Here is a 16301-nt window from a genome sequence, read left to right on the forward strand (position 1 = left end):
ACCTATCCGGTATTAGCATAAGTTTCCCTTTGTTATCCCAGTCTGAGAGGCAGGTTGCCTACGTGTTACTCACCCGTCCGCCGCTAGCCTCCGAAGAGACTCGCTCGACTTGCATGTATTAGGCACGCCGCCAGCGTTCGTCCTGAGCCAGGATCAAACTCTCCAATAAAGTTTGTTACTGGTTCAAAGCTGGCAAATCATTTAATGATAGACTCATTAACGCTTTCGCTGTTCAGTTTTCAAAGAGCATTTTCACAACAACCATTTCATCTTATCAGGTTGTCCAGGTCGTGTCAACAAGTTTTTTCAACGTGTTTTTCAGCGACCTCATTAATCTATCACAAACCACAAAAGAAAAGCAAGAACTATTTTCACATCATTTTTGTGATTGATTCAGTAAAAAAGAAGAACAGGTATTAATATAACACTTAAACTTTTTAAGTGCAAGTAAAAAATAAAAACCACCTGAGTTTTTCTCAGATGGTTCTATTCTGCAAGGGCTAGTCGCGGTTACGCATATGTGGGAACAGCAGTACGTCGCGAATAGAAGGAGAGTTGGTCAACAGCATTACCAGACGGTCAATTCCGATTCCTAATCCCCCAGTTGGCGGCATACCGTACTCAAGCGCTTCAATGAAATCGTCGTCCATATCATGCGCTTCGTCGTTACCAGCTTCTTTTTCCAAGAGCTGTGCTTCAAAACGTTCACGCTGGTCAATTGGATCATTGAGCTCTGTAAATGCATTAGCATGCTCACGAGCTACGATAAACAGCTCAAAACGATCCGTGAATCGCGGATCCTGGTCATTTTTCTTCGCCAATGGCGAAATTGCCACAGGATGACCGTAAACAAAGGTAGGCTGAATCAACGTATGCTCCAGCTTTTGCTCAAAGAATTCATTCACTACATGTCCGAACGTATGGTGAGGCTCAACGGATACGCCATGCTCTTTTGCCAAAGCACGCGCTTCATCGTCGCTCATTTCCTTCCAGAAATCGACGCCGAGATTTTCCTTAATCAAATCTACCATGTGTACACGACGCCATTTTGGTGTCAGGTCAATCTCATTGCCTTGGTACTGAATTTTCATAGTGCCCAATACTTCCTGTGCAATATGAGCAACCATTTCTTCAGTCAGGTTCATGATATCCTGGTAGTCGGCATATGCTTCGTACAGCTCAATCATGGTGAACTCAGGGTTGTGACGAGTAGAGATCCCTTCGTTGCGGTAAACGCGACCGATCTCATACACCTTTTCCAGACCACCGACAATCAGGCGTTTCAAGTGCAGCTCAATTGCAATACGCATATACAGTTGCATATCCAATGCATTGTGGTGCGTGATAAATGGACGAGCAGATGCACCACCGGCAATCGCATGGAGTGTAGGTGTTTCTACTTCCAGATAGCCAAGGTTGTCCAAATAACGACGCATCGAAGTAAGAATGCGGCTACGAGTAATGAAGGTATCGCGAACTTCTGGATTCACAATCAAATCCACGTAACGCTTACGGTAACGGGTCTCGATATCTTTGAGACCATGGTATTTCTCAGGCAGTGGACGCAGTGATTTGGTCAGGTAGGATACTTCCTTCGCTTTTACACTGAGCTCGCCGGTTTTTGTTTTGAAAACAACACCAGTTACACCGATCATGTCACCGATATCAGCCAAATCAAATACTTTGCTCAACTCTTCGCCAACGGTATCCTGACGGACGTAGATTTGAATTTGACCGGAACGATCCAGCAATTGAGCAAAGCTCGCCTTACCCATTCCACGTTTCGCCATCAAGCGGCCTGCAATCGTAACCACGTTCTCTTCCGCTTCCAGCTCTTCCTTGCTCTTTTCACTAAAAGCTTTCGTTATATCTGCAGCGTGATGCGTTTGCTCGAATTTTTTACCGAACGGATCAAAGCCCCACTCACGCAATTGATTCATTTTGTCGTGACGCACTTGAAGAAGCTCGTGGAGCCCTTCCTGTTGCTGTTCTTCTTGTTGAAGGTCTTGCTCGTTTGCCATTTCACTCACTCCTCTAGAAAATGCCTGCATTAACAATTTTGTACAGACTTTTATAATAGCGATACGGCGTACCTCGCAAAAGGTACGCCATAGATCGACTGCTTACAGGTTAATATCAAGAATCTCGTACTGAATGACTCCTGCCGGTACGTTTACGTCAACAATCGCGCCTTTTGCTTTGCCGAGGAGCGCTTGACCTACCGGGGACTCGTTGGAAATCTTGTTGTTCATCGGATCGGATTCAGCAGAACCTACAATCGTGTAATCGACAACATCACCGAACTCGAGGTCTTTCAGTTTCACACGGGAACCAACGCTTACAACACCTGTATCTACATCTTCATTTGTGATGATGCGGGCATTGCGCAGCATTTTTTCCAGCGTCAGAATGCGGCCTTCGATGAACGCCTGCTCATTCTTTGCCTCTTCGTATTCAGAGTTCTCACTGATATCTCCAAAGCTAATCGCTTCTTTAATACGAGCAGCTACTTCCTTACGTTTAACCGTTTTCAAATCTTCAAGCTCTTGTTCCAGCTTCGTTAAACCTTCTGGTGTAAGGATGACTTCTTTTTCAGACATGGTTCAATTCCCCCGTTTTAAAAAATGATTCCATTTATACTGGGTAAAGTACAAAGGATTATATGTAGATGTTCTATACAATATACAGCAGAATGCAATCGTCTGTGAGGTTCAAAGGTAAAGCTGCCAGTGTGGACTGGCAGCTCGGCTCCCAATATTACGGAGTATTATAGGATATGAAGGAACCCTTGTCAATGTCTGGAATGAACCACCAATTTTAGTAGCTGACAGCCTCATCACGAGCTGTTTCCAGCGGTTCTTCGCTGTCATCTGCGTAGTTTTCAATCCAGTCGACATAGTTCATGAGGACGCTGCGAAGCTCCTCTTCTGTCTCAACCGCATTCACGAGATTTTTCGTGTGCGTCGAGCCCTTCAAGCCTTTCAAGTAATACGCCGCGTGCTTGCGCATCTCAAGGACTCCCACTCTTGGACCCTTCAGCGCGATTAAACGCTCTGCATGCAATAAACAAATATTCATCTTTTCACGTGCGTTTGGCTCCGGACCAAGCTCGCCCGTCGTCAGGTATTGAATGGTGCGATACAGCATCCACGGATTTCCGAGCGCAGCACGTCCAATCATAACACCATCACAGCCCGTTGTATCCAGCATGCGTCTCGCATCCTCAGGAGTAGCGACATCCCCGTTACCAATCACCGGAATCGAAACGGTTTCCTTCACGCGACGGATCCATTCCCAGTCCGCTTGCCCTTTGTACATTTGTACGCGGGTACGTCCATGAACAGCAACCGCTTTGCCGCCTGCACGTTCTACTGCCTTGGCGTTATCCAGGACGTACAGATGATCTTCGTCCCAGCCTAATCTCATCTTCACGGTGACCGGCTTGTCGACCGCATCGACCACAGCAGATACCACTTCGTAGATTTTATCTGGATCGAGCAACAGACGCGCACCTGCATCGCAGCTCGTAATTTTCGGCACAGGACAGCCCATGTTGATATCAATGATATCCGCATTCGTATGCTGGTCTACATATTTCGCCGCACTCACCAAGGTTTCCTTGTCTCCACCAAAAATCTGCAAACTTAGTGGTTTTTCGCGTTCGTCGACAAACAGCATATCCATCGTTTTTTTGTTTCCATGCACGATGCCCTTGTCGCTTACCATCTCAGCGCAAACCAATCCAGTACCGAACTCCTTGGCAATCAGACGAAAAGCAGGATTACAGACACCTGCCATTGGAGCGAGAACGACGTTGTTCTTTAATTCGATATTACCGATTTTCATCTATTTTTCGCCTCCTTATTCCCGCTTAGTCGGGGTCTTGGAGAGGACAATCCTATCCAAACTTCATTACATCACTTATTTATAGCACATAATTCATCATAGTCTACCTGTAAAGTGCTGGCGATCCTCCGTAATACAGGCTCTGTTGGCGTACGAGTTCCTCTCTCTAGTGATCCAACAAACGACAGTGACACTCCCATCTTTTCCGAAAGTGACTGTTGTGTATACCCTTTTAGCTTTCGGAAGGACCGGATTCGATTTCCCAGTTGATTGTTCCCCACTCACGTACCCCCTTGTGATCTTCTACCAATAAGGAAAGATAATGATCAATGGTCTGGTTATGCTCAGGTAAAACGCCGCCTTCCCAAACGTCTCGAAGCGGCACGAGTACAAAAGCACGCTCGCTCAGCCCGGGATGAGGAATCATGAGATTGTCTTGCGAAACACGAGATGTCCCGTACAACAGTAAGTCAATATCAATCGTGCGCGGTCCCCATCGAACCGTTCGCACACGACCCAGCTCTCGCTCGACTGACAAAGCCGTCTCTAGCAGTTGATCCGGGCTCTGTTCTGTTTCCACAGCGATCGCCATATTTAGAAATGCGTCTTGTTCGACGTTACCAAATGGTTCAGTCTCATAAACAGAGGAGACACGAAGCACGCGAATTCCAGGCTGCTCGTTCAATCTCTGTATCGCCCGGCGCAAATTTTGTGCCCGATCCCCGAGGTTGGAGCCTAGCGCCAAATACGCACAAACTGTCATGAAGCAAAATCCTCTCTTCTACGGATCATCTCAATCGCAACCGACTCATAATGCCCATTGATCGGCGGATTCGGCTTGGTCACTTTTGCTTTAACTTCATGCAAGGGGAATTGCCCCAATAGACGTTCTGCTATCACAGCAGTCAGTTTTTCTACCAGATGAAATCGTTCACCCTCGACAATTTTTTGCACACAAGTAAAGATATCGGCGTAATTGACTGTATCGTGAAGATCGTCACTTGCTCCGGCCTTGGATAAATCGAGCGATAGCTCCAGATCGACATAAAAACGTTGACCCAGCTCAGCCTCTGCTCCAAACACACCGTGATATCCGTAAAAAGACATGCCATTGAAGTAGATTTTATCCAAGGTTAAATGCCCCCTCTTAGCATCGCATCCATCATCTTCGTCACGCGCTTCATTTCTTTGACATCATGCACCCGTACCATATGACAGCCTTTTGCCGCCCCGAGGGCAACTGTCGCTGCCGTACCTTCGACACGTTCATCTACGGGCAAATCGAGAACATGACCGATCATCCGCTTGCGTGAAGTGGCAAGCAGAACGGGATAGCCCAGACCTACCAGATCATCCAGCCTGCGCATCGTTTCGAGATTTTGCTCGACAGTCCTTACAAACCCGATCCCCGGATCAAGGATGATTCGCTCCTGCTTTACCCCTGCCTGCAAGGCGATCTGTACTGACTCACGCAGGTCTTTGATATAGTTTGGGAAAAAATCGTGATAGTCCGTGTCTTCACGATTGTGCATCAGGATAATGGGCACATCTAGACGAGCAGCTACCTCTGCCATCCGCAGGTCACGCTTCGCTCCCCATACGTCATTAATGATATGTGCCCCTTCCAAAATGGCCCGTTCTGCAACCGCCGCTTTGTATGTGTCAATGGACAACGGAACAGACAATTCCTGCGAAAGTATCCGAATGACTGGCAGCACTCTGTCCAGCTCCGTCGCCTCATCGACTACTTCTGACCCCGGACGTGTCGATTCTCCCCCGATATCAATCAGGTCAGCTCCGGCCTCAACCATCGCACGAGCTTGTGCCAGTGCTGCCTCCACATCGACATAGCGACCGCCATCTGAGAATGAATCAGGTGTCACATTCAAAATGCCCATGACTAGCGTTCGCTCTCCCAATGGCAGGACATACTGGCCACAGTTCAGTTCGCGGCGCGCACGAAGCTTGGCAGGCATAGCTAAAACTTCCCGTACCTCTGCCGCCAACGCTCGTAGTTCTTCTGTTTGGGTTTTCATATAATCCAACGCCAAATCCATCTGCTTGTGTGAAGCCAGCAACAGCACGTATTTTTTGTCGATAGTACCTGGTTGGTCTGAAATAATGGCTTCCGCATCAAAAGAGTGCATAATCTCTCTCACACTCTGTGCTTTTGCTACACTCATGTTTTCCGTGTGAATCTTTAGGCTCGTCCCCGCTTCGGCCATGCGTTCGGCTTCCGGAACAGAAACTCCCCTTTTGACAAGCTCCGATACCATCTCAGCGAAGGTCGCAGCATGGATTCGAAATGAATTGTATTTCATGATCAAACTCCCTTTTTCCGTCTTCGCACATTGAATAGTAGCATACCATAATTTACTCGCTAGTCGCTACAGACTGACGGTAGGCGCGGTGCAGTTCGCACGAATATGTACCATATGTCGAAGGGAGGGATTGCCCGTCAATTTCGGTAATCGGAACGATTTCTTGCACGGAATTTGTCGTAAAGACTTCATCAGCGTTGAGCAGATCTTCCAAGCGATATCGCCCTTCTTCGACAGGCATCGATAATTGCTGTGCCAACGTCAAAACATGTCGCCGTGTCACACCATCAAGAATGCCCGTATCTATAGAAGGGGTAAACAACTTGCCGTTCTTGACCCAGAATACATTGCTCACAATTCCTTCCGCCACGAAGCCATCATGCGTTAAAAATAGACCTTCCACATCGGGACGGGCACCGAGTTCTTGGCGTGCAAGTGCATTGTTTAAGTAATTGTGCGATTTAAAGCGGTGCTGGCCCTCTGCTGTTTGTCTAGCCAACGCCAATGTCTGCAATCGTTTTGGCGGAGGAGGTACTGCCAGAGGTGCTACAGGTTTGGCAAATACGAATAAGGACGGACGCTCGTACCCCCCTGCTACCAAGCCCACTCCTTCTGAGCCCGCCGTAATACTCAAGCGGACATAAGCATCTCGCAACTCGTTAGCATCGATGGTCATCAAGATGGCGGCAGCCAGCTCTTCCCTTGTCCAAGCAGGTTGAATCTGCAACGCAAAAAGCCCGGAACAAAGCCGGGCGTAATGAGCATCCCATAGAAATAGCTTGCGGTCGTATACACGTAGCGTTTCAAACAAACCAATACCGTACAAAAACCCGTGGTCCAATACCGATACTGTAGCCTCATGAGCCGGACAAATCGTTCCGTTTACATAAACGTGCATCTGCGCTCTCTCCCGATAATATAGTCGAGAGCATCATATCACACTTCCGAAGAAAGCACCGTTTCCTCCGAGCGTTTGCCGTGTACGAAACGCGAGATAGTAATGGAGATTTCATATAAAACGATGAGTGGCACAATTACCATAATATCGGAGAGGAAATCAGGCGGCGTAATGGTAATCGAGATAATCGCGAGCACCAAATAGGCGGGTTTGCGCATTTTAGCCAAGCGATGCGGGTTGAGAATCCCCAAATGGCTCAAAAACAAAACGACAACCGGCAGTTCAAAAAGCAACCCAAACGGCAGGCACAGATTGAGCATAAAGGTGAAATAATCGTTCGCTGTAATGACCAGTTCAAAATTCCCGTTGGATAACCCCAAAACAAATTTGTACATCATCGGAAAGAGCACAAAGTATGCGAAGGAAAGCCCGAAAATAAACAGCAGGAATAGAGCCGGGATATACATGAGCGCCACTTTTCGCTCTCTTTCTTCCAATGCGGGCACCACAAAGCGCCAAACTTGATAAGCGGCAACCGGGATTGTAATCGCAAGCGCACCGACTGCGGCCAGCTTTACATAGATCGACAGGATATCACCCGGCCCAAGAATCGCCAGCTTTTCCCCTGAATGATTCGCTAACGCCAAATAAATATGATCCACAAACAAAAAACAGATAACCATACTGACAACAAGAACGGACAGCACAATCAAAATTCTGCGGCGCAGGTCTGTAACATGCTCAAGTATAGGCATCTCTTTGCTCACTCGAACTCCTCCTCATGCGCGGAAAAAGGCAGTGCGTCACGTGTACGCACCGCCTTCTCTCCGGCTGGATTAGTTGATTCGTTTCAACGCTTCTTCTGGAGCCTTCTCTTTTTCATCATCGTCTTTGGTCAAATCTTTTGCTGCAGTTTTAAATTCGGTCAAGGTTCGTCCAAAAGCACGACCGATCTCTGGCAGTTTACTCGGCCCGAAAATCACCAAAGCAATGATCAGGATCAGAATTAATCCAGGAATACCGATGCTCGACAGCATAATCTGTTACACTCCTTGTCCTAGAAACCTGTAATAGCAATCACGCTCGGCATGGCTACTGCATTTCCGCCTTTAGGCCAGTGGCTGGTCGGCTTGTCATACGACTTCAGGTTTTCACCTGGATGCTGCACCGCCAGGAACAGTGTTTTTTCATCAGGGGTGAACCAAGGACCTGTCATTTCAGCGCCTACTGGTGCAGAGGCGAATTGTGCGGCTTCTCCCTTGCCGTTACCTGTTGTTGGAATGAAAAACACACCATTGTTTCCAAAGGATTTATAAATGCCGCTGTTCATCGACGAGGACGAGATGTCTGTCACGATCCACAGATTACCCGCGCTGTCGAAAGCCATGTTGTCTGGCGCCGCAAAACCGCTTTGTGGTCCACCTGCTGCAAAAATCTCAAACGTAAACTCCAAGCCTGCATGGTTGTTATCATTCTCGAACAGGCGAACGATTTGTCCGTAGAAGTTGCCATGCTTGTCGTTGTTGGTCAAGGCAATGAAGACGGAACCATCAATCGGATGCACTTCCAGGTCTTCTGGGCGATCCATCGGGGTAGCCCCTACTGCTTTGGATGCATCTCGGCAGTTGAGAAGCACGTCAGCCTGAGAAGCAAACATCGGTTTGCCATCTGCATCAACTGCTTTTTTCAGTGCTTCGTTTGTTGCGAAATCCAACGCAATCCATTTACCCTTACCGAAGTTGGCAACGTACAGTGTACCATCTTCCAGCAGCTTGGAATTGTTTTTCCCTGCCTTCGGATCGTACTTGCCTTTGGATACATACTTATACACGTATTGGTCTTTCGCATCATCCCCCATGTAAACGACCAGTTGTCCAGACGGAGCCAGAACCATTGCCGTGTTTTCGTGGGAGAATCTGCCCAATGCTGTATGCTTTTTCGGAGTCGATTTCGGATCAAATGGATCTACCTCAACAACCCAGCCATAGTGCTCGGCTTCTGGCAGCTTGCAATCACCGACGACGTCCATGTAGTTTTCCTCGCAGGAAAGAATTGTATTCCACATTGTCACGCCACCAGAGCAGTTCGCAAATGTTCCGGTTACTTCTTTGGCAATAGAAGCTGCTGGACCAGTCAACACATGCTTGGTTAGTCCGCTCACCCGACGGCCATATTCGGAATCAGAAACAAGCTTCCAGCTTCCATTTTCTTTTTTGATTTCAATAATGGAACCGCCCAGTGCATACAAGTACTTCTTGATTTGCTCAGGGGTACGTTTGTTATCATCTGCATCTGCATTCAGATAGTCATAGCCATTCACGTAATATTCCAACTCACCTAAATATTCGTGATTCACCCACAACAGGCCATGATCGGACTTGCCTTCGATTGGAAGGAAACAGGTGAAGTCATTGTTGAACCCGAAGGTATCTCCGGCTGCATTGATTTTATCGCCATAGGAAGCCACTACATCGTATTTGAAGCCGTCCGGCAGTACAACATCGTCTTTCGTAGTCGGATGAATTTCTTTGAATTTCGGATTGAAGTTATGTTTTTTTGTATCGAGACCAAACAGATGGTCGGCTGTTTTTCCTGATAGGGTATTACCAGCTGCCAGGGCAGGAATTCCTGTTGCTACCGAAGCCAACGCCGCTGTCCCTACACCGAGATAAGTCAAAAACTGTCGACGATTTACATCCATTTACTATCTCTCCTTTTTCGCCTTCTTCGGTTTCATTGTACAAGCCGTATATCGAGGAACCATGAATGTTATATAAAGAGTATGTAAATTAAAAAACCGCCCTCGTAAAAAGGCGGTTTTCTGTCGTATCTATGTGTTAACCTGTCGTATGGCGCGCGTATGCAGTAAGGAAGTTCTTCAGTAATTGCTTGCCGTGCTCGGTAATAATCGATTCAGGGTGGAACTGGACGCCTTCGATTGGGTACTCCCGATGGCGCACAGCCATAATTTCGCCTTCGGCTGTCCGGGCGGTTACTTCCAACTCACTCGGAATGGACGCTTCCTCAATAATCAAGGAATGGTAGCGTGCAGCCGTAAAGGGAGAAGGAATGTCCTGAAAGATCGTTTTGCCGTCATGGAAAACTTCCGACGTTTTTCCGTGCATCAAGCGCTCGGCCCGAATGACTTTTCCGCCAAACACTTGTCCAATGGACTGATGGCCCAAACAAACACCCAAAATCGGAATTTTTCCGGCAAAATGGCGGATCGCATCCATGCTGATCCCCGCTTCATTTGGCGTGCACGGTCCTGGAGACACCATTAAATAATCCGGTGCCAATCGTTCGATTTCTTCCAGCGTAATCTTGTCATTGCGATACACTTGCAGCTCTTCCCCAAGCTCTCCCACATACTGCACCAAATTGTAGGTAAAGGAATCGTAGTTATCAATCATCAAAATCATCGTACACTCGTCTCCTCTCAACTCATCGTTCTCTGCTCACTCAACTCAAGCGCTTTCCACAACGCTTCTGCCTTTTTTAATGACTCGGCATACTCGGCCTCTGGGACCGAGTCAATCACGATACCCGCTCCAGCCTGAACATGAGCTACGCCATCCTTGATCACCATGGTGCGGATGGCAATGTTGACCTCGATATCACCATTGAAGCCAAACCAGCCGATTGATCCCGTATAGACGCCTCGCTTGACTGGCTCCAGCTCCTCGATGATTTCCATCGTGCGAACTTTTGGCGCTCCGGTGATCGTCCCTCCCGGAAAAGTCGCTTCGATCGCATCAAGCGCATCCTTGCCTGCTGCCAGCTCTCCTTTGACGTGGGAGACGATATGCATGACGTGGGAATATTTCTCCACGACCATGAATTCGCTGACCTCCACACTGCCAAAGCGACAGACACGGCCCATGTCATTGCGTTCCAGATCAACCAGCATGACATGCTCTGCGCGTTCCTTTTCATTATCAATCAGCTCACGTGCCAATTCATCGTCTTGCTCGTCCGTTAATCCACGTGGACGTGTACCGGCAATCGGACGCGTATGCACTTCCTTGCCTTTTACCTTTACAAGTAGCTCTGGCGAGGCACTAACTAATTGAAACTCAGGGAAGCTCAGATAGCCCATATAAGGAGAAGGATTCAGCTTGCGAAGCACATCGTACACTTCTGGGGCAGTCACCTGCACCGGCTTGCTTTGCCGTACGGACAGATTAACCTGAAAAACGTCCCCCTGGGCGATGTACTCCTGCACCCGACGAACGGCATCCTCGAATTGGTCTTTGGCAAAGGATACTGACGCTGGCACTAGCTTGGCAAGCGGTCTTTTGCGTAAAGCTTCCCAATCTGTCTCATCGCGATCCATTGTCAATGAAGCAATGGAATCCATGCGTTTTTCCAGGTGAAGTGCTGCTTGTCGATAGCTCTCTTCGGTCAAATTGTCCGCGCTCAAATGCGTCAGGCAAATGATCTCTCGGGTCTCATGATCAAAGACAAGAAGGTCTTGCATTATCATAACATACAGGTCTGGCAACTGTAAGTCGTCAGTCGCTATCTGTGGCAAGCTAGGCTCAAAAAAGCGGTTCATCTCATAGCTGATATAGCCTACGGCGCCTCCAGCAAAATCTGGCATACTTGGAAGCGCAGGCGTACGGTAACGAGAGAGCAGTTCTCGTAAAGCATTCAATGGGTTGTGAGTCTCTATGCTCTCGATTTTTTCTTCTGGGTACGAAACGGTGGTTTCTCCTCGCTGACTGCGCAGCGTAGCGATAGGCTCATATGCCAAAAAGGTATACCGCCCAGCTCGTCCACTTTCCAACAGGACAGCATGTTGTAGTGACGGCTGTAGTTTTGTGAGTACCTGCCACGGATCAATTGTCGAAGGCCACGGTTTACGCAGGGCAAGGGGAACTAACGGATAAGATAAGGCATACGTCTGGCAATCAGCAAAGGTAGGGAACATTCTTCCTCTTCACGCTCCGGTTTTCACTATTTATCCGTTCATTATATAGTTGCCTGATACAAAAAGAAAAGACCACGTCGCCGACGTAGCGCTCCGTGGTCTTGCAGTATCTTTTTACCATTAATCTTCGAACTGATACAGAGGCGTGGACAAATAACGCTCCCCATTCGAAGGAATGACAGCGATCACTTTTTTGCCTTTGCCTAGCTTCGCTGCTACTTGCAGAGCCGCATGGATCGCTGCTCCAGAAGAAATCCCGCCGAGAATACCTTCCTGACGAGCAACACGACGCGCGGTTTCAAAAGCGTCCTCGTTTTCTACCTTAATGATCTCGTCGTAAATTTGTGTATCGAGAATATCTGGAACAAAGCCAGCACCGATACCTTGGATCTTATGTGGACCTGGTTTGCCGCCAGACAATACTGGCGAAGCAGCAGGCTCAACAGCCACGATTTGTACATTCGGATAGTGTTCACGAAGAACCTGCCCTACACCTGTAATCGTTCCGCCTGTACCGATACCGGAAATAAACGCATCTACGCCGCCGATTTCCTTCGCTTGATCCAGCAGCTCACGGGCAGTCGTCTCGCGGTGAATGGCCGGGTTTGCCAGATTTTTAAATTGTTGCGGAATGAAATACGAGCTATCTTCTTTCGCCAGCTCTTCCGCTTTGCGAATCGCTCCGCCCATCCCTTCGCTGCCTGGTGTGAGAACCAGCTCCGCACCATATGCACGCAACAGGTTGCGTCGCTCAATACTCATCGTCTCTGGCATAACCAGAATAGCACGATATCCTTTTGCAGCAGCAACCATCGCGAGTCCAATACCGGTATTTCCGCTCGTAGGTTCAATGATGGTATCACCCGGTTTCAGACTTCCATCTGCCTCTGCTGCCTCAATCATCGACAAAGCAATTCGGTCTTTTACACTGCTGCCCGGGTTGAAGAACTCCAGCTTCAAGTAAATGTCTGCAATATCTTCGGTGACAATACGATTCAGCTTTACAAGCGGAGTAAATCCAATCAAATCGGTAATGGAATTAGCCACGCGCATATGTTCTGCCCCTCCTATTTTAAATAACCGAGTAAAACGCTAGGATTTATTGACATAATTATATCAACGGTAGCCTATTTGGTCAATGAGGCATTTGCCCAGAAATCTGAACCCCTACCGATTTTCGCAATCGCTCCAGCACAACATCCAGCGACTCGACCTGGGCAAATGCGATTTCTCGACGCAGCTCATCTTTTACCTCTTCAAACGTCCGTCGACTGGCTTCCCTACGCTCTGTCAGTTGGTAAATGACGAAATGATCTTCTATTTTGATCGCTTCGCTATATTTGTCTTTCTCCAGCTTTTCTACAATGGGCTTCGCCTCGTCGGGCAATCGATTATCCTTGATGGAAACCCAGCCTACATCGCCACCGTTCACCGCTGTATCCGGATCTATCGAACGCTCTTTGGCAATCGTCTGAAAGTCGGCCCCGTTTTTTAAATCAGCCAAAACTTGTTCTGCTTCTTTTTGGGAAGCCACGACGATTTGTCCCAAACGCATCTGCATTGGTCGGGTATAACGGTCAGATCGGCTATTGTAGACGTTTAGTACTTCTTCATCCTTGATGGTCATGTCCTTCGTTGCCAGGGTTTGCAGCAGGATTTGGTAAGAAATCTCCTGCTTCAGGGCTTCCACAGTCGTCCCCGCTTGTTTTAACAACGCAGCCTCAAACTCGCTATCTGTCCGACTGCCGTAGCTGTCGCGAATCTGGGAAAGCTCTTGCTCCAGTTGCTTCGGATCAACTGTGATGCCGGATCGCTTCGCCTCTTGAAAAACGACTTCCCGATTAATCATGTCGTTTAGCACTTGCTTACCGAACTTTTGTTTCAGCGCCGTTACATACTCATCGTTGCTAATCGTCTTATCCCCTACGATGGCGGCAGGCTGCAGCTTGCCTGATGCCTGGTACCATGCCCAGGTAACGGCAAGCAGCAACAATACAAGCGCCCCAATGAATGCCCACAACCCTTTTACGTTGGTCATGCCAACACTCCCCTACTTGACGCCGCGCTTACATGTCTTTCAGGATGTCTTCCAACGCGGATCTGTCATAATGGTAACGTTCATTACAGAAATGACAGTGTACTTCTGCTTCGCCCTGTTCCTCAATCAGACCTTCCATTTCTTCGCGTCCCATACTGATCAGTGCCTGAACAACCTTATCCGCTGAACATTTGCAGCTAAATTGAATCTCCGTGCGGCTCAGGATTTTTGGCTCATCCAATACGCGGGCCAAAATCTCTTCAGGAGTCAAGCCTTCGCCAATCATGCGAGAAACCTGTGGAAGCTGTCCCAGGCGCTCTTCAATGGCTGCCACAACCTCTTCAGGCGTATTCGGCAACAGTTGAAGAATAAAACCACCCGCCGCCAAAACTGAACGGTCTTCAGGATTAACCAATACACCCACACCTACTGCTGAAGGCGTTTGCTCGGACATCACAAAATAGTACGTGAAGTCTTCCCCTATCTCACCAGAGACGATAGGCGCGCTGCCTTGATACGGCTCCTTGAGACCGAGATCTTTCGTTACGTACACAAACCCGTCTGTTCCCACTGCACGCGCTACATCGAGCTTGCCTTTTTCGTTTAGCTCAAAGTGGACATGCGGGTTGGATACATACGCGATTCCTTCACCATGTGCGTTTGCTTCCGCCATGATCTGCCCGATTGGTCCGCCTCCTTTTACTTTGACATGGAGGCTCTCGTTTCCTTTTAACATAGCCCCCATCATCAAGGTAATGGTCAGCGTACGTCCCGCTGCTGCTGTTGCTGTATTCCACATGTCGTGACGACGACGCATATCTTCGACAGATTCTGTCGTGCGTGCGGCAAATGCACGAACATGCCCATTAAAACCAGTTGCTCTTATCATATAATCGCCCATGTAGCGATCCTCCTTTTCAAACTACCTCTTTAAATAGCGAAAAAATCATGAAGCTATCTTACCAGTTTACCACAAGGAGAAAAAGACTACGCCTCCCCTACTGTGAGTCTGACACTTTGTGAATTCGACCATTTCTGACAGAAAAAACCCCTCTGCACGAAGAGGGGCCGAAATAACCAAATCCTATGTTAGGTTAAATAATCTTTTAATACGTGTGAAGCTTTTTGTGTTCGCAATCGGTCAATCGTCGTCGCTTCAATTTGGCGAATACGCTCGCGGGTAAGTCCGAACATTTTCCCCACTTCCTCCAGCGTATACACTTGATCATCATAGAGACCATAACGCATGGAGATTATTTCTTGAGCGCGGGGACTAAGTCGCTCCAACGCTGCGCGCATTTGCGAGCGAAGATCTACCTTTTCAATCCAGTCATCCAGGGAGGACAACCCATCATCCATAATTTCTGCGTAGCTCAAGCTCTCATCCTCATGACAAGCCTGCCATTTCTCACTATCCAGTTCAGCATCGATGGATTCCATCTTCATCATTAAAGCCAGTTCAATGGCTTCCACCTTTTCTAATGGAATATCCAAGAGTACGGCAATCTCCTGCCGATCAGGCGTACGGTTCAAAGCATGGACGAGATGTAGTACTTGCTTCTGGTACTGGCGAATCTGCTCATGCATGTGGACAGGAATGCGAATCAAATTTGCTTTGTCGTTGATGGCACGGGTGATCGCTTGAGAGATCCACCAGTGTGAGTAATGATAGAGACGCACGCCACGTCCCACATCAAATTTGTCAATCGCGGTAAACAAACCTATGGTGCCCTCCTGAATCAAATCCAGGAACGGCATCCCTCTTTTCAAATGGCGCAAAGCGGTACTAACTACGTATCGTAAATAGGCGCGCACAATCGTTTCACGTGCTTCAAGATCGTCATCCCTTTGATAACGAATCAGGCAAGCAAGCTCTTCTTCTTTGTCCAACATGGGTGTTGCAGCGACGCTTTCCAAAAACAGTAGAGCAGAAGTGTCCGATCGAAGTGATCTAGGGACAACAATTCCCAACTGTGTCTCCACTTCCCGCCAGCGACGGGGAGTTGAATGGAACGAGGAGGTACTCAGAGTCATATGCAACCCTCACTTCTCTGGAATGAAGTTCACGATGAAGTAGGTGAGTCACGGAATGTTTTACTGTATCCGTATTTCGACAAAACCCGTTCGATTCCTGCCAGTTAACAGAATATTAACAGTTCTCCTCTCCAAACAGTTGATGAAAGCCCTTTCATAGGTTAGAGTTAAAAGTTTATGAAGAAAAGGCCATCCCCATTAACGAAGGATGGCAAAAGGACAATGTCGAAT

17 protein-coding genes and 1 rRNA gene are annotated in these 16301 nt (G+C 48.0%); all 18 read right to left on the reverse strand.

Annotated elements, in window-relative coordinates; translation table 11 throughout:
* Positions 1 to 169, reverse strand: a 16S ribosomal RNA gene (locus ASG16_RS01655); the annotation flags it as partial.
* A 331-nt stretch (positions 170 to 500) separates the two neighbouring features.
* On the reverse strand, positions 501 to 2021 hold the full coding sequence (gene lysS / locus ASG16_RS01660; protein ID WP_056493370.1) for a lysine--tRNA ligase: 1521 nt from the start codon (positions 2019 to 2021) through the stop codon (positions 501 to 503).
* A 102-nt stretch (positions 2022 to 2123) separates the two neighbouring features.
* A complete protein-coding gene (gene greA / locus ASG16_RS01665) occupies positions 2124 to 2600 on the reverse strand; it encodes a transcription elongation factor GreA (protein ID WP_047074771.1) in 477 nt (158 codons plus the stop codon).
* A 217-nt stretch (positions 2601 to 2817) separates the two neighbouring features.
* On the reverse strand, positions 2818 to 3846 hold the full coding sequence (gene dusB / locus ASG16_RS01670; protein WP_056493373.1) for a tRNA dihydrouridine synthase DusB: 1029 nt from the start codon (positions 3844 to 3846) through the stop codon (positions 2818 to 2820).
* Positions 3847 to 3917: 71 nt separating this feature from the next.
* The gene (locus ASG16_RS01675; RefSeq protein ID WP_082196031.1) at positions 3918 to 4127 is read right to left on the reverse strand and encodes a helix-turn-helix domain-containing protein; all 210 of its coding nucleotides are present in this window, start codon (positions 4125 to 4127) and stop codon (positions 3918 to 3920) included.
* Positions 4079 to 4609, reverse strand: a complete 531-nt coding sequence (gene folK, locus ASG16_RS01680) for a 2-amino-4-hydroxy-6-hydroxymethyldihydropteridine diphosphokinase (protein ID WP_056493376.1) — start codon at positions 4607 to 4609, stop codon at positions 4079 to 4081. The genes ASG16_RS01675 and folK overlap by 49 nt, the downstream gene beginning before the upstream one ends.
* Positions 4606 to 4977 (reverse strand): dihydroneopterin aldolase, encoded by a 372-nt coding sequence (gene folB / locus ASG16_RS01685; protein ID WP_048035630.1) that lies wholly within the window; start codon positions 4975 to 4977, stop codon positions 4606 to 4608. Before folB ends, folK begins: the two co-directional genes overlap by 4 nt.
* 2 nt (positions 4978 to 4979) lie before the next feature.
* The gene (gene folP / locus ASG16_RS01690; RefSeq protein ID WP_198674177.1) at positions 4980 to 6167 is read right to left on the reverse strand and encodes a dihydropteroate synthase; all 1188 of its coding nucleotides are present in this window, start codon (positions 6165 to 6167) and stop codon (positions 4980 to 4982) included.
* Between the two features lie 52 nt (positions 6168 to 6219).
* Positions 6220 to 7065 (reverse strand): aminodeoxychorismate lyase, encoded by an 846-nt coding sequence (gene pabC / locus ASG16_RS01695; protein ID WP_056493378.1) that lies wholly within the window; start codon positions 7063 to 7065, stop codon positions 6220 to 6222.
* Between the two features lie 38 nt (positions 7066 to 7103).
* Positions 7104 to 7832, reverse strand: a complete 729-nt coding sequence (gene tatC / locus ASG16_RS01700) for a twin-arginine translocase subunit TatC (protein WP_056493382.1) — start codon at positions 7830 to 7832, stop codon at positions 7104 to 7106.
* A gap of 69 nt (positions 7833 to 7901) precedes the next feature.
* Positions 7902 to 8102, reverse strand: coding sequence for a twin-arginine translocase TatA/TatE family subunit (gene tatA, locus ASG16_RS01705; protein WP_017247013.1), 201 nt, complete (start codon positions 8100 to 8102; stop codon positions 7902 to 7904).
* 20 nt (positions 8103 to 8122) lie between these two features.
* Positions 8123 to 9766: a PhoX family protein gene (locus ASG16_RS01710; protein ID WP_056493385.1), complete on the reverse strand. Its 1644-nt coding sequence runs from the start codon at positions 9764 to 9766 to the stop codon at positions 8123 to 8125.
* Between the two features lie 136 nt (positions 9767 to 9902).
* Positions 9903 to 10487 carry an aminodeoxychorismate/anthranilate synthase component II gene (gene pabA, locus ASG16_RS01715; protein ID WP_056493388.1) on the reverse strand — a complete coding sequence of 195 codons (585 nt, stop codon included), beginning with the start codon at positions 10485 to 10487 and terminating at the stop codon, positions 9903 to 9905.
* Positions 10488 to 10504: 17 nt separating this feature from the next.
* Positions 10505 to 11998: an anthranilate synthase component I family protein gene (locus ASG16_RS01720; RefSeq protein ID WP_056493391.1), complete on the reverse strand. Its 1494-nt coding sequence runs from the start codon at positions 11996 to 11998 to the stop codon at positions 10505 to 10507.
* A gap of 120 nt (positions 11999 to 12118) precedes the next feature.
* The gene (cysK, locus tag ASG16_RS01725) at positions 12119 to 13051 is read right to left on the reverse strand and encodes a cysteine synthase A (protein ID WP_056493393.1); all 933 of its coding nucleotides are present in this window, start codon (positions 13049 to 13051) and stop codon (positions 12119 to 12121) included.
* A gap of 82 nt (positions 13052 to 13133) precedes the next feature.
* A complete protein-coding gene (locus ASG16_RS01730; protein ID WP_056493394.1) occupies positions 13134 to 14036 on the reverse strand; it encodes a peptidyl-prolyl cis-trans isomerase in 903 nt (300 codons plus the stop codon).
* Between the two features lie 28 nt (positions 14037 to 14064).
* On the reverse strand, positions 14065 to 14937 hold the full coding sequence (gene hslO / locus ASG16_RS01735) for an Hsp33 family molecular chaperone HslO (protein WP_056493397.1): 873 nt from the start codon (positions 14935 to 14937) through the stop codon (positions 14065 to 14067).
* A 188-nt stretch (positions 14938 to 15125) separates the two neighbouring features.
* Positions 15126 to 16070: a sigma-70 family RNA polymerase sigma factor gene (locus tag ASG16_RS01740; RefSeq protein ID WP_056493400.1), complete on the reverse strand. Its 945-nt coding sequence runs from the start codon at positions 16068 to 16070 to the stop codon at positions 15126 to 15128.
* Positions 16071 to 16301 lie beyond the last annotated feature (231 nt).

The sequence above is a fragment of the Brevibacillus sp. Leaf182 genome, from assembly GCF_001423865.2.
GTDB lineage: Bacteria > Bacillota > Bacilli > Brevibacillales > Brevibacillaceae > Brevibacillus > Brevibacillus brevis_C.